Source organism: Ruegeria sp. BI12 (assembly GCF_056537985.1).
In genome coordinates, this window is the sequence record NZ_JBQFSL010000001.1 from 1,733,388 (window position 1) to 1,754,698 (window position 21,311).

Below are 21,311 nucleotides of genomic sequence, written 5' to 3' on the forward strand. Positions count from 1 at the left end.
GGTTACTCAGAGATTTCAAATTCCATGGTGACTGTGACCGAAACGGACACCTCACCTCCCGCCACAGGTACACCCCCAGAATCCGCGGCACTGAATTCTCGCATCATGGCAACGGGACGCGCACCACCGACTTGTTCACTGATCTCCTGAACCGGCCCAAGCGTCACGTTTGCAGCCTGTGCCAACTGTTCGGCCTTGGCGGTCGCTTCGGCTACGGCGTTTGCGCGCGCCTGCGCTTGCAGCGGTTTCGGATCCTGTACGCCAAAGCTTAGCCCGCCAAAGTCATTGGCCCCGTCCTGGATGACTGCATCCATGATTGTACCAAGCTGTGTCAGGTCACGCACACGCACCACCACTCGGTTCGAGGCGACAAATCCCGATATTTCGGGCCGGTCGCCGCTTGCGCTGTTACGATTGTTCCAGACCGGCGACAAAGACACGTCGCGGGTCTGCACATCACGCGTTTCGATGCCCAGCTCCTGCAACCGGCTTAGGACTTGAGTCACCGATTCCGAAGTGGCCTTCATAGCGTTCGAGGCCTGCGCGTCCTCGTTGGTTACACCCAGAGTTATGGTCGCCATATCGGGCGTAGCCTGCACGGTTCCCGCTGCGTCAACGGTGATGCGACGTTCTTCCGCATGTGCCAGGCCTGCGACTGACATCGACAAAACTGCAGCTAGAAAAGCGATTTTATTCAAGGTCTTCCCTCCAATTTTCTTTTCTCCAACATGGGGTGGCGAGGGTCTGCCGAACAAGGGGAAAGACCGGCTTTTTCTTTCCCTCGGCGGGATCCTGCTTTAATGTCACTCTGCGGACGACAGATCGTTTGCACAGATGCTGACAACTATGGTTTTTCCGGATTATGAAACCCGCCTTTGCGCTGTCTTTTTCTTCGACCGGAATATCCTTGCACCACCATTCGGATGGTGATTGGTACTGCATTGGCGAGGTTTCTCTGGATGCGCCTGACCTGAATGCACAGATCATCGCATTGCGAGATCAGGGCTTTAATCTGGAAAACGACCTGAACTGCAAGCTGTTGATACCGGCAGATCAGGTGCGTTTTTTATCTGTGTCGACAGAGGGTTTAAGCCCGGAAGAAAGCGCTGAGAAAGCTCAGTCGGAGCTGACCGATGCCACCCCCTACGCGCTGGGTGAGCTCGCTTTTGACACCGTAACCGTGGGTTCCACAACCCATGTTGCTGCCGTCGCAAGACAAACTCTGGCGGAGGCGCAAGCATTTGCCGCCGATCACGGATTTGTTCCCGTCCAGTACTCAACCCCGATCGAAGATCAGGAATTTCCGTCCGAACCACTATTTGAAATCAACGCCCCCGAAACGGCCGCTGCGGCTGAACCGGCTGAGGTGGAAGAACCCGACAGGAACGCTGCGACCAAACCGGCTGAGGCAGATGAACCCGACAAGGCCGAGGCGGCCGAACCGGCCGAGGTAGATGAACCCGGCAAGACCGCTTCGACCGAACCGTCTGAGGTAGATGAACCCGACAAGACCGAGGCGGCCGAACCGGCTGGGGTAGATGCACCCGACAAGACCGAGGCGACCGAACCGGCTGGGGTAGATGCACCCGACAAGACCGAGGCGACCGAACCGGCTGGGGTAGATGAACCCGAAAAGGCCGAGCCGGCTCCCGCGGTTCACGCGATTGCGGCTTCCGATGCCCCTACAGAGTTTCGTTCAACGCCCACCCCGAACACCGCAGCGGATACAAATCCCGCCCCCCAATTCAGCCGTTATGCTATCCCCGCGGCAGCGGCGGCCGTGGTTGCAGGCATCGCGGTAACAGTTTGGTCCCTGACAGGAACAGACGAAGTCGAACCCGCAGTGGCAGAGGTCGCTTCAGTCGAAGAGGTGCTGCCAAGCTCGTCCGTCGACGATCAAATCACTTCGCCAGCAGAGCTTGAGGGCGCACCACAGCTTACTAAGGTTCCGCAGACTGAAACTGATCAAGAACGAGATGCGGATCTGTCGGCAACGGATGCTGCAATTCTTGAGGCTTTGAATACCGCGCCGACATCAATCGAACTGACCGATCAGGAACCGGAGCTTGCCGCCGTTGCACCCGATGAGGCACAGCAAGATCAAGCCGATGCAGACTCAAGTCCTGATCTCATCACAACCGATCCCGCGGTTCTTGAAGCGTTGAATGTGGCCCCGACCACCGTCGAACCGGTCGAGCGGGAGCCTGAACCAGCAGAAGACCTCGCACAAGCCGACATCAAAATCGTTGCGCCCGCACCTTTACCCGACCCAGACCTGCAGCCGACTGAGGACTTGTATCTGGCGTCCCTGGACAGCACTGATTTGTCGCAGGACGCGGTGGCTCTGCCCCCCGTCAGCAGCTTTGAAACGGATCTTCCGTTTGAACAGAACGCCCTGCCCGCACAGGCAGGCGTCCAGTTTGATCTGGACGAACGCGGCCTGGTCACGCCCTCAGCCGAAGGAACCCTGAACCCGGACGGGGTGGTCGTTTTTCTTGGCCGGCCCGCCAAGGTTCCCCCTGCAATACCGGTTCGGTTCGAGCAAGAGCCGATTGAAGAAGATCCAACAGCCCGCTTAGCGCAGAAACGGCCAAATCCACGTCCCGCCAATTTGCGGGAAAGCTTCGAGCGCCAGCAACTTGGCGGACGCACGCGCGAGGAATTGGCGGTTCTGCGTCCGAAACTGCGGCCGGATTCGTTGCAAAGCAGCCCCCAGATTGACGAAACGCCAACTGCTTTGGCAGTTGTGCGTGTGCCACGCCCCAAACCACGACCAGCCGGACTGACCCGCCCTGCCAGCACAAACACCGCCAATCTTGGGTCAACGGCGGCGGTCAACCAAAACTCGGACGAGGCTGGTTCCTTCCAACCAAAGACTGTGGCGCCAAAAATCCCCTCGACCGCTTCGGTGGCGCGGCAAGCGACCATCGACAACGCGATCAATCTGCGCAAGCTGAACCTGATCGGGGTTTACGGAACCCCGGCCAACCGACGCGCCCTGGTTCGGTTACCCAGTGGTCGATACAAAAAGCTGAAAGTCGGAGACAGGCTGGACGGCGGCAGTGTCATCGCCATTGGCGATAGCGAGTTGCGGTACCAAAAGCGCGGCAGAAACGTGACACTGAAAATGCCGCGGAGCTAGGTGTGAAAAAAGGCGGCCAAGGGATAACCCTGACCGCCTTTTTCGGCTTAACTTACTTCAATAAGCAGCTGAAATTTCGCCACTTTCGATTTGCTCACGTTCGATGGACTCGAACAGGGCCTGAAAGTTCCCTTCGCCAAATCCATCATCACCTTTGCGCTGAATGAACTCGAAAAAGATCGGACCGATCACGGTTTTTGAGAAGATCTGCAACAAGATACGTGTCTCGCCGCCGTCAAGAACGCCTTCGCCATCAATCAGGATGCCGTGCTTGATCATCCGGTCCAGCGGTTCATCATGATCCACAACCCGATCCTTGGACATGTCGTAGTACGCCTGGTTCGGCCCCGGCATAAACTTCAGACCTTTTTCCGCAATCGCATCGGTCGAGGCGTAGATGTCTTCGCTACCCACCGCGATGTGCTGAATGCCCTCACCTTTGTATTTCTTGAGGTATGACACGATCTGCCCGGTTTCGCCCCGGTCTTCGTTGATCGGAATACGGATACGACCGCATGGCGACGTCAGTGCGCGGCTATAGAGGCCAGTGAACTTGCCCTGAATGTCAAAGAACCGGATTTCGCGGAAATTGAACAGGTCCTCGTAGAACTTGAACCACTTGTCCATATTGCCCTTGTAGACATTGTGGGTCAGGTGATCGAGGTAGTAGAACCCGTCGCCGCGCGGTTTGGACTGGGTGGTCCAGTTGAACTCGTGATTGTAAGGCGATGTTTCGTAATACTGATCGATGAAATAGATCAGCGATCCGCCGATGCCTTTGATTGCCGGGACGTCCATGGTTTTGTCGGCCGCATCGTAAGGCTCGGCACCTTTGGAAACAGCGTGCTCATAAGCTTTCTGCGCGTCCACAACGCGCCAGCCCATCGCAGGTGCGCATGGGCCGTGCTGTTCCACAAACTTGGCAGCAAAACTTTCGGGGTCGGCATTCAGGATATAGGTCACGTCGCCCTGTTGCCACAGTTCAACGAGAGTATTGTCCTTATGGTGTCCGACCAGCTCGAAACCCATCTTGGTGAAAAGATCGCGCAACTCCTGCGGTTCAGGATGGGCGAATTCCACAAATTCGAACCCATCGGTTCCGGCGGGGTTTTCAGGGCTGATGACAGATTTCGAGGCGTTATGCGGGAAAGGTCCCATGGCGCGTCTCCGTAAAAACAGGAATTTCTTTGCTGATTCCAAAATACGCCTTACCAAGCGCTGTTTCTGCGCATAGTTTTCGTGTAAACTATGATCACATGCGCAATTCGCGCATATTCGTTAAAGAATATGGAGAAAATCCGCATATGCTGGATTCCACCGATACGCGTCTGCTGTCTGCCTTGCAAAAGGACGCACATCTGACCGCGCATCAATTGGGTGAAATGCTGAACTTGTCACCAAGCCAGGCCGGGCGTCGCCGTCAGCGGCTTGAGGCCGAAGGCTATATCACCGGCTATGCCGCGCGGCTGGATCCGCTCAGGCTGGGTTTGCAGGTTCAAGGCTTCATACAGGTTCATTTGGGCACTCATGGCCCGGAACAATCCGAAAGCTTTGCCCGCATGGTCAACACCCGCCCCGAAATCACCAGCGCCTGGACGATGACCGGAGAGGCAGATTATCTGCTGCACGTCTATTGCGACGATCTTTCCGCGCTCAACCGCTTGCTTCACCAGGTGATACTACCGCATCCTGCAGTGGCACGGGTTCAAAGCCAGATCGTGATGGACCAACTTAAACGCGACGCGCCGTTGCCCACCTGACCGGACCGAGAGGACAAAAATGGACGATTTCCTTTACCAGGCTTCGATCTATCTGGCTGCCGCCGTGATCGCTGTGCCCCTATCGGCACGTCTGGGGTTAGGTTCTGTTCTGGGTTATCTGGCCGCTGGCATCGTTATCGGCCCTGTCTTCGGTCTTGTGGGGGCCGAGACCGAAAGTCTGCAGCACGTGGCCGAATTCGGCGTGGTCATGATGCTGTTCCTGATCGGACTAGAGCTTGAGCCGCGCGCCCTTTGGGACATGCGAGACCGACTTCTTGGGCTGGGCGGTCTGCAGGTGTTGCTGTCCACCGCCGTCATCGCCGCCGTGGCCATTTATGCAAACCACCCATGGTCGGTCGCCCTGGCCGTAGGGTTAACCTTATCTCTGTCATCGACAGCGATTGTGTTGCAGACGTTGTCGGAAAAAGGGTTGATGCAGACAAATGGAGGGCGGGCGACGTTTTCGGTCCTGTTGACACAGGACATCGCAGTCATCCCTATTCTGGCGATGCTGCCGCTATTGGCGCTGCCTGCCATGCCTCATATCGAAAGCGACGGATCAATCGATCGCGGCGCGGACGCACTCCATGACGCGGGCCATCACAGCTTGTCACTGGTCGAAGGTTTGCCAGGCTGGGCTGTTACGCTGGTCACCATCGGCGCTGTTGCCTTTGTCATTCTGGCCGGTATCTACCTGACGCGCCCACTGTTCCGCTTCATCCACGCAACCCGGCTGCGCGAAATGTACACAGCGCTGGCATTGATGATCGTCGTGGGAATTTCCTTCCTGATGACCCTTGTTGGGCTGTCTCCTGCTTTGGGCGCGTTTCTTGCGGGTGTTGTTCTGGCCAGTTCGGAATTCCGCCACGAAATGGAAAGCGACCTTGAGCCATTCAAAGGCCTGTTCTTAGGCCTGTTCTTCATCACGGTCGGCGCCGGGATTGATGTCGGCTACTTTTTCAACGACCCCCTTGATCTGATCGGTCTTGCGTTGCTGGTCATACTGGCAAAGGGCATTATCCTGTTTTTGGTCGGCCGCGCGTTCCGGCTGCGTGGTCGGGATCACTGGCTGTTCACACTGGGTCTGGCGCAGGCAGGCGAATTCGGCTTTGTGCTGTTGGCTTTCTCAACGCAGCAAAACGTCATCCCACCGGATTTGTCGCAAAAACTGCTGATGATCATCGCCCTGACAATGCTGATCACCCCGCTGTTGTTCATCATCTATGATCTGATGTCGCGCCGAATGGGCGAAGGCGCCGCGGAAGTCGAACCTGATGAAATCGACGAGAAAGGCCCTGTGATAATCGCCGGGATTGGTCGTTTTGGTCAGATCGTTAATCGGCTTGTTCGAGCCAGCGGCTTCAAAACTGTCGTTCTGGACCACGATATCGAGACAATCCAGTTGATGCGGCGGTTCGGCGTCAAAGGGTTTTTGGGTGATCCCACGCGGCCAGAACTGTTGCGTGCCGCCGGGCTTGAAAAAGCTTCTGTCCTGGTCGCTGCGATGGATGACCCCAAGCAGGTCACGCGGTTGGTTGGCTTTGCCCGGCGTCAGCGACCGGATTTGCATATCGTGGCCCGCGCACGTGATCGCACCCATGTCTACCAATTGTACCAGGCCGGGGCGGATGACATTGTCCGCGAGATGTTCGACGGATCGCTGCGAGCGGGCCGCTATGTTTTAGAAAATGTAGGTCTGAGCGAATACGAAGCGGCGCAGGCCGAGCAGACATTCTATCACCACGACCGCGCCTCTGTGCGTGATCTGGCAGAGCTGTGGATTCCCGGAATGCCAACCGCTGACAACAAAAAGTACATCGAGCGGGCACGGCAGTTAGAGAAAGACCTGGAAACCGAGCTGTTGGAACTGGCCGAGAAACACGCAAAGAAATCAGCCTGACCCGGTCTTGCCGGATCAGGCGGTTCGATCAACCGTCCGAAACACCTGCTTCGGCAAATGTCGCCATTCCGGAATGGCACGCGACGGCACTTTTGAGGATATTGATGGCCAGTGCCCCACCAGAGGCTTCGCCCAGGCGCAATCCGAGGCTCAACAGCGGCTCTTTACCCAATTTGGCCAATACGGCCGCGTGGGCACCTTCGGCGCTTTGGTGGCCTGCGACCGTGTGATCTAAGGCACCTTCGGCCACGCCTGCCAGACAGGCTGCAGCCGCCGAACAAATAAAGCCGTCAAGAATGACCGGAATGCGCAACGCCCGCGCAGCTGCGATGGCTCCGGCCATAGCCGCGATTTCGCGCCCGCCCAGACAGCGCAGGATTTCCAGCCCGTCGCGTGAACCGGCATGCAAGGCGACGCCTTCAGCTACAACACGGGTTTTGTTGGCCAGACCGGCGTCATCAACACCTGTGCCGCGTCCGGTCCAATCGGTCGCCTCCCCCCCGAACAGGGCGCAGGCGATGGCAGCCGCCGGGGTGGTGTTGCCGATCCCCATCTCTCCGACAACCAGCAAGTCGGCGCTTGGATCAACGGCAGTCCAACCCACGCGCAACGCCGCGAGCAGTTCGTCCTCGGACATAGCTGGGCCTGAGGTGAAATCAGCCGTGGGTCGGTTCAAATCCAGCGCGTGCACATTCATGGTCGCACCAGCGGCTTTGGCCAATTGATTAATCGCCGCGCCTCCATGTTCAAAATTCATGACCATTTGAACAGTTACTTCTGGCGGAAAGGCGGAAACGCCTTGCGCCGTAACGCCATGATTGCCCGCAAACACGATGACTTGGGGAGCAGAGATCTGCGGTCGGGCGTCCCCGCGCCAGCCCGCATACCAAATCGCCAAATCCTCGAGTCGGCCCAAAGCACCGGGGGGTTTGGTCAGTTGTCCATTGCGCTCGGCAGCACCTTGCAGCGCGGTTCCATCCGGCCCTGGAGCGTTGCTCAGAGCCTCGCGAAGAGAATTCAGGTCTTTTAGTTCGGGCAGCATCGAAAGCCTCGTTGCATCAGAGTGGTCCTGTGTGTTTAACCGAAGCGTCCGATCCAACAAGACCCTGAAAGGCGCGGGAGTGAACAAAAACGACACTAAACTCTTTTCCGCTTGGGATTTTCCACTGTCGCTGGTGTTGTTGACGCGCCTGCCGATGCCACGTTTGCCAGAACGCCTGTTTGCGCGACAAGCCAATGCGGTCTGGGCGTTTCCACTGGTGGGGCTGTCAGTTGGGTTGTTGGCCTGTGTCTTTGGTTGGATAGCAAGCGCAACCGGCCTGCCTGCACACGCCTGCGCCGTTATTCTGGTGACTGTGCTTGTGATCACCACGGGGGCTATGCACGAAGACGGGCTTGCAGACACGGCCGATGGGTTCTGGGGCGGGTTTTCCACGGAACGGCGCCTTGAAATCATGAAGGACAGCTATATCGGCGCCTACGGCGTTCTTACCCTTATCTTCAGCCAACTGCTGCGCGTCGCGCTGATCGCCGCGCTTTTGTCGGCCAACGCCTTCACAGGTATTCTGGCGGCCTGCGTCATCTCGCGTGCAGTCATGCCAATACTAATGGCAACACTACCGAACGCCAGAAACAGCGGGTTGAGCCATTCGGTCGGCGGCCCAAAGGCCGAGACTGCAGCCATAGGCTGTGGTCTCGCGGTCGTCTTGTCTCTGCTGCTGATTGGACCAAGTGCGCTGGTACCAACAGTTTTTTCGGCTCTGACAGTTGGAGTTCTGGCTTTGATCGCCAAAGCCAAGATTAAAGGACAGACAGGGGACGTTCTGGGAGCATCGCAGCAAATATCAGAGCTTGCGTTCCTGATGGCCCTGGCCGCAACTCTCTAAGTCGTTCCGCCTGTTTCGATCCGCAGTGTTTCGCCGCAATGCTTGCAATGCACCGCGTCCGGATCGTGCCGATACAGGCCGCAATTCGAACACTTGTGACGCACTTTTTGGGGCATGAAAATTGCCTGAGCCAAGCGGACAAACAGGGCCACACCAACGATCATAATGAAGACCGAGAACAGCTTGCCCGCCGGCGTCGCCAGCGTGATGTCCCCGAACCCGGTCGTGGTCAGGGTCGCCATAGTGAAATATAGCGCATCGACATAAGCATGCGGGCTGTTTTCGGGGATGAAAAAGACCAATACGGCTGTCGAAGTGGCAAACACGAAAACCAACAAGTTTATCGCCGCGATCACGGCGTCCTCATGCGTGCGGAAAAAATCGCTGTCCCGCCGCAGGTCCCTCAGCAGGTGGTAGGAGTGGATAAGGCGTAAGGCACGCAAAATCCGCAGGAATGCCAGGTTCCACGGCAGGAACAGATCAAGGAACAACGAGACGATGACGACGATGTCGGCCAGCGTGTAGACTTGACGTAACAGTTTCCAACGATCTTTCGAGATCCACATCCGCGCCGAAAAATCCAGCACAATAAAGAACCCGATGATCAGGCTAGCAACGGTGAAACCGAGGCCATGTTCGCCATTTGCTGTACCGACAAAGAAAACGATGGTGATCGCGTCAAACAGGATCAACCCGTATCGAAACCAGACCGAAATCGGGTCGTGCCCGATATACAGATATTTGACTGCCTGCTTTACGTTCGCCATCTACGCGCCTCTTCCTGCTGGAAAATTAGCCGCAAACGGGGTTTTGACCAAGCCGTCAAAAATGAAAAAGCCGCTCCCTTTCGGGAGCGGCCTGAAAAACGGCATTCCTGGCGATTATGCAGCAGCTGCGCGCGAGGTCAGAACCTCATCAACCTGCTTGGCTGCAGAGACTTCGCCAGCACCGGAAACAGCGGCGACTTCGCGGGTCAGGCGTTCCAGCGCTGCTTCGTACAACTGACGCTCGGAATAGCTTTGCTCGCGCTGATCGTCGGTGCGGTGCAGGTCACGGACCACTTCGGCGATCGAGATCAGATCGCCTGAGTTGATCTTTTGCTCATATTCCTGCGCCCGACGCGACCACATCGCGCGTTTGACCTTGGCCTTACCTTTGAGCGTTTTCATCGCCTGACTGATGACGTCGGGCGAACTCAACGAGCGCAGACCCGATTCGGTGACCTTGTTGGTCGGTACCCGCAGGGTCATCTTGTCTTTTTCAAAAGAAATGACGAACAGCTCGAGCGAGTATCCCGCGACTTCCTGCTCTTCGATCGAGATGATCTGGCCCACACCATGGGCGGGGTAGACAACGTAATCGTTCGGGCGGAACTCAAGCTTTTTCGACTTAGACATACAGGTTCATCCTTGGTTTCGAGAGCGAGGCACAGACAAAAATACGCCACAAACCGCGCCAGCATCGGGCCCGGTCAGGCGGCAAGTTTGTCAAAAAATTAGAACTCCAAAGCGTACATACTTACGGAGTCATCCCCATCTCATTCATCATTCAGCTTCTGAGTATATCACAAAAATGCGACACCCGAAAGGCCGCCCCCTAGCTGCGTCGAGAAAATCAATATTTCTCAGATACATAGAAAGCTAACGTGTGTCTGAACAGTTAAGTTCAACAAGCGAATCGCTTACCCACCCTCGCCGGGTGCGGCGATGAAGTACTTCTCAAGCTTGCCCTCTTCCCCGTCGCGTTCCTCTGCCTCAGGGAGCGGGTCTTTCTTTGTCACGATCACAGGCCATTCTTCCGCGTATTTTCGGTTAAATTCCACCCATTGATCCATACCCGGTTCGGTGTCCGGACGAATAGCGTCTGCCGGGCATTCCGGCTCACACACACCGCAGTCAATGCATTCATCGGGATGGATGACCAGCGTATTCTCGCCCTCATAAAAACAGTCCACCGGGCATACCTCAACGCAGTCGGTGTATTTGCAGCCGATACAGTTGTCCGTGACGACATAGGTCATAGTCAGAATCCCATTCAGATATGGCGTTTAGCTAATCCAGACCGGGCTCGGCTTCAAGGTAACTCGCCATTCCGAGGGCGAGAAAGATCAAGCGCGCGCCGATCCTTCTTTGTTGGACGACCCTTTCCCTCAAAACCCGGGTTCTTAGGAGGGGCGTCCCTTTTTTCGGTCAAATCCGAGTACAATGTTTGCGCTTCGGGGGCTGGGCCGCGTCTGGTGCCCAATTCTTCGACCCGTACGACACGAACGGTCTTGCCCTGAGCAAATGTCAGGACATCTCCGGGTGTGACAGCCTGTGCCGGTTTCAGCACCCGGGTTCCGTTCAGTCGTACATGACCGCCGCTGACCTGCTTGGCGGCCAGGCTGCGGGTCTTGAAGAACCGCGCCTGCCACAACCACTTATCGATCCGCAGCTTGGCCTCGGCCATGACGGATCAGTTGCCGTCTTTCAAACCCATAAGCGCTGCTGCAAACGGATTATCGGGATCGATCGCCTTTTCCTTCCGGGGCGGACGGGACGAGAATGTCTTTCCACCCTGCGGTTTGCCACCCTTCTTGCCTTGCGGCTTACCGCGACCGTCCTGAGGTTTGCCGCGCGGTTTGCCTTTGCCGCCCTGCCCTTGCCGCTGTTCACGACGCGGGCCACGGTTGGCCTGACGCTGACGTCCCCAGGTGAATGTAAAGAACACCTCGACCTCGGGTTCCTCTGAAACAGGTTCGGTTGTCGTTTCCGTATCCGTGGCCTCGGCTGCCGCCTCGGTGCTGTCGGTGGCCTCGGCTGACGCCTCGGCGGTCACGACGACTTCTTCGGTTGCGGCCTCCGGCGCCGGGGCTTCTTCCGCGGTAGCCTGTTCCGAAGGGTCAGTCGCAGGAGTGTTGACTTCCGTGGGTGCAGGTTTGACCTTTTCGCGCTCACCGCGCTCGGCCTTATAGCCCAGCCCCTGCATCAGATCCGCAAACTGCTCCAGCGTCATGCCGGTGATCGACAGCATGTCAGGCTTGGCCTCAAAACCACCCCGGCTGTCTTCGGCGCGCAGCATGTCTGCAAGACGTTCCAGCATGTCGATCCGGATCGAACGTTCACCGGCATCGCGGTAGCCGCACATGGTGTCGTAGCCTTGCGGCGCGTCCTTGGCGACAGGAACCGTGACCAAACCCGGAGGCGGTGCTTCGGGGAATTCCTGCAAGCCCTGCACCAAAGCCCAAAGAACCAGACGCAAACGCGTCGGCGCGGGTTTCAACAAAAGAGGCATGAAAATGGTGAACTGGCCGAACCGAATACCGTGTTTGCGCAAGGCACCGCGGGCATCCTGATCCAGATCCTTGACCTCTTGCGCAACTTGCGCGCGTGGCAGAACGCCCAACGCTTCGACCATACGGAAGGCAAAGCCCTTGGCCAGACCGGACAGTTCTTCATCGCGCGACAGGTTCAGCAGCGGCTCGAACAAAGCCGCAACCTTGCGGTCGATGAAGTGCTGCAAACGGCGCTGCACTTTCTGCTCAACATCCGGGCCAGCAGCCTCATCCACAAAAACCTCGACCAACGGCTTGAGGGGTTCTGCGCCGGCAACCAGTTTGCCGACAGCATATTCGCCCCACATCAGGCCACCCTGATCGGTAAAATCAATTTCGGTATCGGGCGCGTTATAGAAGCGATCGGCACGCAGATGGAATTGCGGCGCGAGTGCTTGCAAAGAGGCCGATTTCAGAGCTTTCGCTTCGGTTCCTTGCGCGCTTTTGTCCGGTGTAAACCGGAAACCTTCCAGACGACCGACGAATTCTCCTTCGACGGTCACTTCACCCTTGTCATTTACTTCGGCCAAAAGGGCCTCCTTCTGTTTGAGCCGGCGCAGCAACACAGATGTGCGCCGGTCCACAAATCTTTGAGTCAAACGATCGTGAAGAGCGTCTGACAGGCTGTCTTCTACAGTGCGCGTTTCCGCGCGCCAATGTGATTCGTCACGCACCCATCCGTTTCGTTGCGCAACATATGTCCAGGTGCGAATATATGCCAACCTTTTGGACAGCGCATCAATATCCCCGTCTGTTTTGTCGATGCGGCGGATTTGCCGCGCCATGAAGTCATCAGGGATCGTGCCGCGTTCATGCAGATGACCATAGATCACCTCAAGCAGGCTGGCATGTTCCGCGTGGCTGATACCGCGAAAATCAGGGATTCGGCACACATCCCACAACAATCGGACGGACGGGCCATCGCTTGCGCGGGCGATGACCTCGGCGTCCTGAGACAGCGATTTCAGTGCGTTCAGGTCGTCTGCGGGTCGCGCCTTGATCAGATGTTCGCTGTCGGGACCGACTTCCAACGAGTCGATGAGGGCCTCAACCGAGCCAAACCGCAAGGCGGCATTCCGCCAATTCAGCTTTTTCATCGGCGTGAACCGGCTGTCCATGATCGCCTGCGCGACCCCTTCGTCCAGCGGTGGAGCCTCGCCCGTCACGCCGAACGTACCATCAGACATCCCGCGCCCTGCCCGGCCTGCGATCTGGGCCAGTTCATTGGGTGCCAGAAGCCGCATACGCCGGCCGTCAAACTTGGTCAGAGACGAAAACGCCACGTGGTTCACATCTAGGTTCAGCCCCATCCCGATGGCATCAGTGGCAACCAGATAGTCAACCTCACCGTTTTGATACAATTCCACCTGAGCATTCCGGGTGCGCGGGCTGAGCGCCCCCATGACCACCGCTGCGCCACCTTTTTGGCGACGCAGCAGTTCGGCAATGGCATAGACGTTGTCGACCGAAAATCCGACGATTGCGCTGCGCGCGGGCATGCGGCTGATCTTTTTGGAGCCGGAGTAGACCAGCTGCGACATGCGATCGCGCCGCACAAACTGCGCTTCTGGCACCAGCGCTGCAATAGGCCCGCGCATGGTGTCAGCGCCCAGAAACAATGTCTCACTCGTGCCACGCGACCGCAGCAGACGGTCGGTAAACACGTGACCACGCTCAGGGTCGGCACAAAGCTGGACCTCGTCGATCGCTACAAAATCCGCGCCCATACCTTCGGGCATCGCCTCGACCGTGCAGACCCAATATTGCGCGCGCGGGGGAACGATCCGCTCTTCGCCCGTGACCAGAGCGACAACAGACGGTCCCCGGATCGCAACTATCTTGTCATAGACCTCGCGCGCCAGCAGACGCAGCGGAAGGCCGATCACGCCTGTCCGGTGCCCCAGCATCCGCTCGATCGCGTAATGGGTTTTACCTGTGTTCGTTGGGCCAAGTACGGCCACGATTCGGGATGACCCGCTCACCTTTGCCCCCTGCCCCGGCTTGTTAGAGGGCCGAGCCCTCGACCCGGGGCTTCAGTCGATTCACGGCATTGGTTACTTCTTCATGGTGGGGATGTATAGCCAAAGCACGCTTATAGGCTTGCAGCGCCTTGTCGGGTCGATCGACAATCTCAAAAATCAGGCCCAATCCGTAGATGGCCTCGTAATTGTTGGGGTTCAACGTCAAAGCGTATTCCAAGTCTGCCGCAGCCATACCGAAACGTTCGATCCCAAAAAAGGCCGAAGCCCGCACATGCCAAGCCTCGGCAAATTGCGGCGCATGATCGGTAAGGGCCGTCAGATGCTGGATAGCGGCCAGCGAGTCCCCGTCCTCCAGCGCTTCGCGTCCCCGTTCCAGCAACAGATCCGCCGAGGCTGAGCCAGACTGTGCCCACAATGCCTTGAGCTGGCGGTCAATGTTAATCGCCTGTTCGGGGGTTGCATGCGACAATTGCAGTAATAGCTGTTCCTCATCCCTTGAATCCGCTGTTTGGGCGAAAGAAGGGAGGGAAAACGTGACTAGCAGCGCTGTTGCCGCGACGATACCTTTGAGATTGGTGCTTGCAATGCTCATAACAACGTTCAGTGTAGCGCAGCGCCCGTGGATGTCCATTCCCGGCGCACAAACATAGTGAGGAGAATCATGAGCGACACCTTGGAAAAAGCCGCAGCCGCGCTGAACGAAAAACTGTCGGGTGGCGATTTTAGCGCGTCGGCAAAATTTGCCATCGCCGATCTGGGCTCGATCGTTCTGGACGCAAGCGGCGCGCGCGTCAGTGATGAAGAAACGGACGTCACCATGAGCGCGGACGCAGACACGTTCGAACAGATCCTCAGCGGTGAGTTGAACCCTACCGGCGCATTCATGTCGGGTAAGCTGACCGTGGATGGCGACATGGGCGTTGCCATGCAACTGGCATCGGCACTGGCCTGATGGATCTGTCGCCGGCCCCCTTCTTTGCAGACATGGCCGGCGTCCCCGCCGGTGGTCAGACTCATTGGCTGAACACAGCGGACAATACGCGCATTCGGGTCGGCCACTGGCTGCCCGAAGGCGACGCATGCGGTACGGTGATGATGTTCCCCGGCCGCACTGAATACATCGAAAAATATGGCGATTGCGCGGCCGAGTTTATGGAGCGCGGATTTGCCTTTCTGGCCGTTGACTGGCGCGGCCAGGGCTTGGCTGACCGGCTGCTGGATGATCCACGCGTAGGCCATGTCGAGCAGTTCACGGATTATCAGCAAGACGTTCAGGTAACACTGGAACTGGCGAGCGAACTGAACCTACCGAAACCGTGGTTCGTAATCGGACATTCCATGGGCGGGGCAATCGGTATGCGCGCGGCTTTGGAAAAGAACTGCTTTGCCGCCTGCGCCTTTACCGGACCGATGTGGGGCATTTTCTTTACGCCGATCATGAAACCGCTCAGCCGTCTGACAGCCTATTGGGGACCGCGGATCGGGTTGGGGGAAAAAACACCACCGACGACGTCCTTGGAAAGCTATGTGGCCTCTCAACCGTTCGAGGGGAATGTACTGACTCGCGATCCGGACATGTTCCAGATGATGAAGGATCAACTGGCTGCACAGCCCGAACTGGCGCTTGGTGCGCCTTCTACAATCTGGCTGCGCGAGGCACTGGATGAATGCGCCTGGTTGATGGAACAGACAGCACCGAAAACGCCTTGCCTGACCTTTCTGGGCAGCCATGAACAGATTGTCGACCGCAAGGCCATTCGCGCCCGAATGGCGAATTGGCCCAGTGGCACCCTGGTCGAAATCCCAGATGGTGAACACGAAGTTCTGATGGAAGCGCCCGACGTGCGCGGGCCGGTCTTTGACCAGCTGGCCGCTCATTTCAAGGCCGCGTTGCCTGATGCGGTGCAGGAACCAGCTCTGTCTTCGTGAACACAACCAAGCACCGCTTGTGATCCCCGCCCTGCGCGCCTAGATGTTGGCGAAAGCTATTATCGAGGTGATCCATGCGCGACCTTCCCTTTCCCGTCCGTGACGCAAATGCAGTCGGAGGTGCCGACAATCTAGGCAATCTGCCGGAATGGGACCTGACCGATCTTTACGCCTCAGAAGACGCGCCCGAATTGACCCGCGATCTGGGATGGCTGGAAAAGGAATGCGCTTCGTTTGCCGAAGATTACGAAGGCAAGTTGGCCGAACTGGATGCTGCGGGTCTGCTGAACTGCGTCCTGCGCAATGAGAAAATCAATTCAATTGCCGGGCGCATCATGTCGTTTGCAGGTTTGCGGTACTATCAGCTGACCACAGATGCCGAACGCGCCAAATTCCTGTCAGATATGCAGGAAAAGATAACCATCTTCACTACTCCGCTGGTATTCTTCACGCTGGAAATCAATCGCATTGACGATGACGTGTTGAAGGCTCATTTCGAGGCAAACGCCGATCTGGCGCGTTACGAGCCGGTTTTCCGCCGCATCCGCGCGATGAAACCCTATCAACTGTCTGACGAGCTTGAGAAATTCCTCCACGATCTCGGCGTTGTGGGCGACGCGTGGGAGCGGTTGTTCGACGAGACCATTGCTGGCCTGACTTTCACCGTAGATGGCGAAGAGCTGAATATCGAAGGCACCCTGAACCTGCTGACGGAACAGGATCGCGCCAAACGCGAAGCCGCCTCGCGCGAGTTGGCCAATGTGTTTCAAGACAACATCAAAACCTTTGCCCGCGTCCACAACACGCAGGCCAAGGAAAAGGAAATCGTCGACCGCTGGCGCAACATGCCGACCGCTCAGACCGGTCGTCACCTGTCTAATGACGTGGAACCCGAAGTTGTCGAAGCCCTGCGCGAGGCGGTCGTGGCCGCCTACCCCAAGCTCAGCCATCGCTACTACGAGCTGAAACGCAAATGGCTGGGTCTGGATGTCATGCAGGTCTGGGATCGTAACGCTCCTCTGCCGATGGAAGACACCCGCATCGTTGGCTGGGACGAGGCCGAAAACACGGTCATGGACGCCTACAATGCGTTCGACCCACGCATGGGAGAAATAGCGGCGCCATTCTTCAGCAAAGGCTGGATCGACGCGGCCGTGAAGCCCGGCAAGGCGCCCGGCGCATTTGCGCACCCGACCGTCACCGAGGTGCACCCCTATGTGATGCTCAACTACCTAGGCAAACCGCGCGATGTGATGACCCTGGCGCATGAGCTGGGCCACGGCGTGCATCAGGTCCTGGCTGCCGATCAGGGCGAGATGCTGTCATCGACCCCGCTTACGCTTGCCGAGACGGCATCGGTGTTCGGCGAAATGCTGACCTTCCGCAAGATGTTGGACAAGGCCGAAACCCCCGAACAGCGCAAAGTGCTGCTGGCCGGTAAGGTCGAGGACATGATCAACACAGTTGTCCGACAAATCGCCTTCTACGACTTCGAATGCAAACTGCACGCCGCCCGTCGCGAAGGCGAACTGACCCCGGACGACATCAACGCCCTGTGGATGAGCGTTCAGGCAGAAAGCCTTGGGCCCGCATTTGAATTCATGGATGGGTACGAGACCTTCTGGGCCTATATCCCGCATTTCGTCCACTCACCCTTCTACGTTTATGCGTACGCATTCGGCGACGGCTTGGTGAACGCACTTTATTCGGTTTACGCAAGTGGATCGGAGGGTTTCGAGGACAAGTATTTCGAAATGCTGCGTGCCGGTGGGTCTAAGCACCACAAAGAACTACTTGAACCATTCGGGCTGGACGCCAGCGACCCGAAATTCTGGGACAAAGGGCTGTCGATGATTTCCGGCTTTATCGACGAGCTGGAAGCTATGGAAGATTAATCACTTTTGGCTCTTGGTCGTCAGGAAGACGGCGGCCACGATAAACACTGCCCCAAGGGCCGCGATCGGTGTGATTGCGGCCCCCAGAAAAAGGGCCGAGTTGATGAATGTGAACACCACGGATGCGGCAAACATCAACGTCGCTGTCAGGGTCGAGACCCGCGCCGCAGCCTCATACCACAGATAGTAAGCAAGGGCAGTAGGCAGCACCCCAAGCAGGATCAGGAAGACCACGTCGTTGACCGTTGGGACCTGCAATGCGAACGCGGCAAGCGGCATCAAAAGCACGCCCGAACAAATGAATATTCCGAAGAGGAAGTTCAAACGTTCGCCGGTCGATTCCGAGGTCCGCATGGCACGGCTGCTTGAGATCAGGAATGCGGCCCAGCTTAGGCCCGCACCGATTTCAAGTAGGTCCCCGAACAGAGGTTCCCCGCCCCCTTGAAAATCCTGATAAACAGTTAAAAAAACGCCCAAAATCGCCAAGCCAGTGGCAAGGAAATCTGTGCGAGTAACAGCTGTATCCGCAAAAAAGTACAGGAACACCAGCACAAAGAACGGCGCCGTGTTTTCAAGCACCATAGCGTTGGCTGCGCCGGTATGTTCTAACCCGATATGAAACAAAATGTAGTTTACGACGGTCGAAAGAACGGCGAGACGAAAGTTCCAGTCGCTCAGTTGGATTGAGACCGGAACGCGCATCACGCGCAACATGCAATAGATGGCCAGTGCAGCAATGAAGAGGCGCGAGACCGCGATCTGCAATCCGCCTAAATCGCTGGTCAGATACCGGACAATGACACTGTGCGTGCCCCACAGAAACGCCGCCAGAAATCCAAGAACCAACCCGTTTTGCAAGAGTGGCTGTTTCTCTATCGCGTCGGGCATCCCTATGCCCCGCTTACTTCAACTGACTGTCTTTTGAACCACGGCGATTGATGCCGGAACGGGTTTTGAAGGCCCCGTCCCGTTCCTGCTGGCAATCCAGACACAACTTCACCCCGGGAATAGCGGCGCGCCGCTTTTCCGGAATAGGCTCTTCACATTCGGCGCAGTGCGTCAGGCTTTCACCGACGGGCCGCTTTTGCGCCTGCATCCGGGCCAATTCGTCCGTAATGGACGCCTCAATCTGTTCACTCACCGCACCATCGCGCGCCCAGCCGCCTGCCATCGTCTCGCTCCTGATCAGGTGACAGTCAGATTACCCGAGCGAGGCGCCGCGTGGCAAGTCAGAGCGCGACTGCGCCCTCGAACACCCTGTCAATCATTGCCTGCGTACCCTTCGAGAATTCCAGCGGGCATGGATAGTCAGCCCCATCACGAACCGACCGGCAAAATGCCTCGACCTGAAGCTTGTAGTGATCGTCGCCGGGGAAGCGCGTGACCTGAACCTCCAATCCTGGGCGGTGCAGTTCCACCCGCGCCTCTCCAAAGACTCGCGCGTTGAACGGCGCGGTCAGGCGGATCACACCGCCCTCGCCATGAAACACCATTTCTTGATGAGGGTGCATTCGGATCGAGACATAGCTGGAATAGGTGAAATCGGGGAATTGCGCGCGTATTTCGGTGAAGGCATCAATGCCGTCTTCCCAGCGGATTGCCGATTGCACCGAAACCGGTTCCTGCCCGGTGGCGAACCGGGCACTGCCGATCACATAAACGCCGATATCACGCAGCCCGCCGCCGCCGGTTTCGGCCCGGTTACGGATGTTTCCGGTATCTGCGCGGTTGTCAAAACTGAACGCGCCTGTCACATGCACGAGCTTCCCAATGGCCCCATCCGCTATCAGCTTGCGCACAAACTGCCACTGCGGGTGGTGCACAATCATGTACGCCTCGGCCGCCAACAAACCAGTCTGATCCCTCTTTTCGATCAGCGTATCAAACTCGGGCGTGGACATGGTAATCGGCTTTTCACACAGAACGTGTTTTCCGGCGTCCAGTGCCTTGAGGCTCCATTCAACATGCATGTGGTTGGGCAGCGGGATGTAGACCGCATCTATCTTTGGGTCCGCTAAAAGGGCGTCATAGCTGCCATAGGTCGTCAGATCCGGGCAAAACTGCTGAAACGGCTCAGCCTTGGCCATATCCGACGTGGCAAGGCCAGCCAGCCGCGCGCCTTCTGCAGCGTGAATTGCCGGTGCCATATACTGTCTTGCGAATTTCGCGGCGCCTAGTACGCCCCATTGAACCGGTTGCTGCATACCGCCCTCTCATCTTTTGCTGGGTTGTGCCGTCTTTAACAGGGAACCGCTTTAAAGTCAGGGGGTTCGTGGTGTTTGTTAGGTTGCAATAAAAGCAAAGCTGAGAATTTCTTGATCCTTTTCATTGTCTGCGCCGTAGCAACTATGTCACCGGGATGTCGGCATTGTCCGCTTTTGCACCCGGGATTGATGTTGTGACCAACTGGGTGGGAGATTACCAGACATGCCAACACCGACAGAGACAATAACAGGCACCGTGTTGATGAGCGGAGCCCTCGGCTCGTTCGATGACAACAACGGAGATTTTGATATTTTACGCGAGGCCGTGGTTGCCGCCGGCTTGGACGGGGCACTGAATGATCCCGAGGCCAGCCTTACCGTATTCGCTCCAACCGACGCAGCTTTCATCGGGCTTGCTCAGACACTTGGCTACACCGGATCGGACGAAGCCGGCGCACTAGGGCATATCGTCAAAGCGCTGACCCTTCTGGGCGGTGGGGATCCTATCCCCCTGCTGACAGAGGTTCTGAAGTATCACGTCGTTAACGGCGAATTCGATCTGGCCGCTGTGGCCAGCCTTGGAGATGGCGCACCGATTGAAACGCTGCAAGGTTCATCCGTTGAACTGAACCTGCGAAGCGACCCCCCAAGCCTGGGCGACGCGGACGACGGCATCGCCGATCCCGGTATCATCGCTACGGATATTGGTGCGACCAACGGGATCATTCACGTCCTGGACGGTGTTTTGCTGCCCGTGTCGGTTTCGGACATTCTGGGCCAAAAGAACACAGATTTCATCCTTGGTGACGACTCGGACGAGTTCTACTTCACCGGGCGCGGCCAGGACTTTGTGCATGGTGGCGGCGGAAATGATGTCATCAATACCGGCCGAGGCAATGATGTCGCGCTTGGAGGCGCCGGGCACGACGTGATCTTTGGCGGGCGCGGCAAAGACACCCTGCGCGGTGATGAAGGCGAAGATACGATCTTTGGCGGCAGAGGGGCCGATGTGATCGACGGCGGCGCCGATGATGACATCATGTTCGGCGGACGTGGCAAAGACACTTTTGTCATCGAAAACGGTGATGGCGACGACTGGATCGTCGATTTCAAGATCGGCAAAGACAAGATCGACCTGTCTGGCTATGACGGGATAACCGGTTTCGAAGACATCGAAGACGACATCTCGGGCGGGTTGTTCAGAACCACGATCGAGCTGGACAGCGGCGATAGTATTGTCCTGACGGGCGTTTGGCCTGGCCATCTAACCGAAGACAGTTTCATCTTCGCGTAAAGAAAA

At 57.4% G+C, this 21,311-nt stretch carries 20 protein-coding genes; 8 read left to right on the forward strand and 12 right to left on the reverse strand.

Annotated features, from left to right (window positions below; genetic code table 11):
* Positions 1-2 precede the first annotated feature (2 nt).
* Positions 3-698 carry an SIMPL domain-containing protein gene (locus ACR0AK_RS08855; RefSeq protein WP_170557857.1) on the reverse strand — a complete coding sequence of 232 codons (696 nt, stop codon included), beginning with the start codon at positions 696-698 and terminating at the stop codon, positions 3-5.
* A gap of 164 nt (positions 699-862) precedes the next feature.
* Here ACR0AK_RS08855 and ACR0AK_RS08860 point away from each other — a divergent pair, with 164 nt between their 5' ends.
* The gene (locus tag ACR0AK_RS08860; protein WP_480793043.1) at positions 863-3,142 is read left to right on the forward strand and encodes a hypothetical protein; all 2,280 of its coding nucleotides are present in this window, start codon (positions 863-865) and stop codon (positions 3,140-3,142) included.
* A gap of 57 nt (positions 3,143-3,199) precedes the next feature.
* Here the strand turns inward: ACR0AK_RS08860 and hppD are convergent, their stop codons facing one another.
* The gene (hppD, locus tag ACR0AK_RS08865) at positions 3,200-4,300 is read right to left on the reverse strand and encodes a 4-hydroxyphenylpyruvate dioxygenase (RefSeq protein WP_480793044.1); all 1,101 of its coding nucleotides are present in this window, start codon (positions 4,298-4,300) and stop codon (positions 3,200-3,202) included.
* Between the two features lie 146 nt (positions 4,301-4,446).
* Between hppD and ACR0AK_RS08870 the strand changes: the two genes are divergently transcribed.
* Positions 4,447-4,902 (forward strand): Lrp/AsnC family transcriptional regulator, encoded by a 456-nt coding sequence (locus tag ACR0AK_RS08870; protein WP_170557863.1) that lies wholly within the window; start codon positions 4,447-4,449, stop codon positions 4,900-4,902.
* Between the two features lie 19 nt (positions 4,903-4,921).
* On the forward strand, positions 4,922-6,802 hold the full coding sequence (locus ACR0AK_RS08875; RefSeq protein WP_170557865.1) for a monovalent cation:proton antiporter-2 (CPA2) family protein: 1,881 nt from the start codon (positions 4,922-4,924) through the stop codon (positions 6,800-6,802).
* A 28-nt stretch (positions 6,803-6,830) separates the two neighbouring features.
* On the opposite strand, the gene cobT is transcribed toward ACR0AK_RS08875, so the two are convergent.
* The gene (gene cobT, locus ACR0AK_RS08880; protein ID WP_170557867.1) at positions 6,831-7,844 is read right to left on the reverse strand and encodes a nicotinate-nucleotide--dimethylbenzimidazole phosphoribosyltransferase; all 1,014 of its coding nucleotides are present in this window, start codon (positions 7,842-7,844) and stop codon (positions 6,831-6,833) included.
* A 79-nt stretch (positions 7,845-7,923) separates the two neighbouring features.
* Here cobT and cobS point away from each other — a divergent pair, with 79 nt between their 5' ends.
* On the forward strand, positions 7,924-8,688 hold the full coding sequence (gene cobS / locus ACR0AK_RS08885; RefSeq protein WP_480793045.1) for an adenosylcobinamide-GDP ribazoletransferase: 765 nt from the start codon (positions 7,924-7,926) through the stop codon (positions 8,686-8,688).
* Here the strand turns inward: cobS and ACR0AK_RS08890 are convergent.
* The 6 genes from ACR0AK_RS08890 to ACR0AK_RS08915 form a co-directional block, all read right to left on the reverse strand.
* Positions 8,685-9,455: a potassium channel family protein gene (locus ACR0AK_RS08890; protein WP_170557871.1), complete on the reverse strand. Its 771-nt coding sequence runs from the start codon at positions 9,453-9,455 to the stop codon at positions 8,685-8,687. The genes cobS and ACR0AK_RS08890 overlap by 4 nt on opposite strands.
* A 114-nt stretch (positions 9,456-9,569) precedes the next feature.
* Positions 9,570-10,085, reverse strand: coding sequence for a CarD family transcriptional regulator (locus ACR0AK_RS08895; RefSeq protein ID WP_170348382.1), 516 nt, complete (start codon positions 10,083-10,085; stop codon positions 9,570-9,572).
* 284 nt (positions 10,086-10,369) lie between these two features.
* Entirely contained in the window at positions 10,370-10,708 is a 339-nt protein-coding gene (fdxA, locus tag ACR0AK_RS08900) for a ferredoxin FdxA (protein ID WP_170557873.1), read from the reverse strand.
* A gap of 53 nt (positions 10,709-10,761) precedes the next feature.
* Positions 10,762-11,136, reverse strand: coding sequence for an RNA-binding S4 domain-containing protein (locus tag ACR0AK_RS08905; RefSeq protein ID WP_480793046.1), 375 nt, complete (start codon positions 11,134-11,136; stop codon positions 10,762-10,764).
* A gap of 6 nt (positions 11,137-11,142) precedes the next feature.
* Positions 11,143-13,983 carry a helicase-related protein gene (locus ACR0AK_RS08910; protein WP_480793047.1) on the reverse strand — a complete coding sequence of 947 codons (2,841 nt, stop codon included), beginning with the start codon at positions 13,981-13,983 and terminating at the stop codon, positions 11,143-11,145.
* Between the two features lie 22 nt (positions 13,984-14,005).
* Positions 14,006-14,575, reverse strand: a complete 570-nt coding sequence (locus ACR0AK_RS08915; protein ID WP_480793048.1) for a tetratricopeptide repeat protein — start codon at positions 14,573-14,575, stop codon at positions 14,006-14,008.
* 69 nt (positions 14,576-14,644) lie between these two features.
* Here ACR0AK_RS08915 and ACR0AK_RS08920 point away from each other — a divergent pair, with 69 nt between their 5' ends.
* From ACR0AK_RS08920 to ACR0AK_RS08930, 3 genes are all read left to right on the forward strand, one after another.
* Positions 14,645-14,935, forward strand: coding sequence for an SCP2 sterol-binding domain-containing protein (locus ACR0AK_RS08920; protein WP_170412257.1), 291 nt, complete (start codon positions 14,645-14,647; stop codon positions 14,933-14,935).
* Entirely contained in the window at positions 14,935-15,912 is a 978-nt protein-coding gene (locus ACR0AK_RS08925; RefSeq protein ID WP_480793049.1) for an alpha/beta fold hydrolase, read from the forward strand. The genes ACR0AK_RS08920 and ACR0AK_RS08925 overlap by 1 nt, the downstream gene beginning before the upstream one ends.
* Positions 15,913-15,986: 74 nt before the next feature.
* Positions 15,987-17,807: a M3 family oligoendopeptidase gene (locus ACR0AK_RS08930; RefSeq protein ID WP_480793050.1), complete on the forward strand. Its 1,821-nt coding sequence runs from the start codon at positions 15,987-15,989 to the stop codon at positions 17,805-17,807.
* Here the strand turns inward: ACR0AK_RS08930 and ACR0AK_RS08935 are convergent, their stop codons facing one another.
* The 3 genes from ACR0AK_RS08935 to ACR0AK_RS08945 are packed head-to-tail and all read right to left on the reverse strand — an operon-like array spanning position 17,808 to position 20,011.
* Positions 17,808-18,695, reverse strand: coding sequence for a DMT family transporter (locus ACR0AK_RS08935; protein WP_480793051.1), 888 nt, complete (start codon positions 18,693-18,695; stop codon positions 17,808-17,810). It lies immediately after the preceding gene.
* Between the two features lie 13 nt (positions 18,696-18,708).
* Entirely contained in the window at positions 18,709-18,978 is a 270-nt protein-coding gene (locus ACR0AK_RS08940; RefSeq protein WP_480793052.1) for a DksA/TraR family C4-type zinc finger protein, read from the reverse strand.
* A gap of 58 nt (positions 18,979-19,036) precedes the next feature.
* Positions 19,037-20,011, reverse strand: a complete 975-nt coding sequence (locus tag ACR0AK_RS08945; RefSeq protein WP_480793053.1) for a Gfo/Idh/MocA family protein — start codon at positions 20,009-20,011, stop codon at positions 19,037-19,039.
* A gap of 223 nt (positions 20,012-20,234) precedes the next feature.
* On the opposite strand from ACR0AK_RS08945, the gene ACR0AK_RS08950 reads away from it, so the two are divergent.
* Entirely contained in the window at positions 20,235-21,305 is a 1,071-nt protein-coding gene (locus ACR0AK_RS08950) for a fasciclin domain-containing protein (protein WP_480793054.1), read from the forward strand.
* Positions 21,306-21,311: the final 6 nt, after the last annotated feature.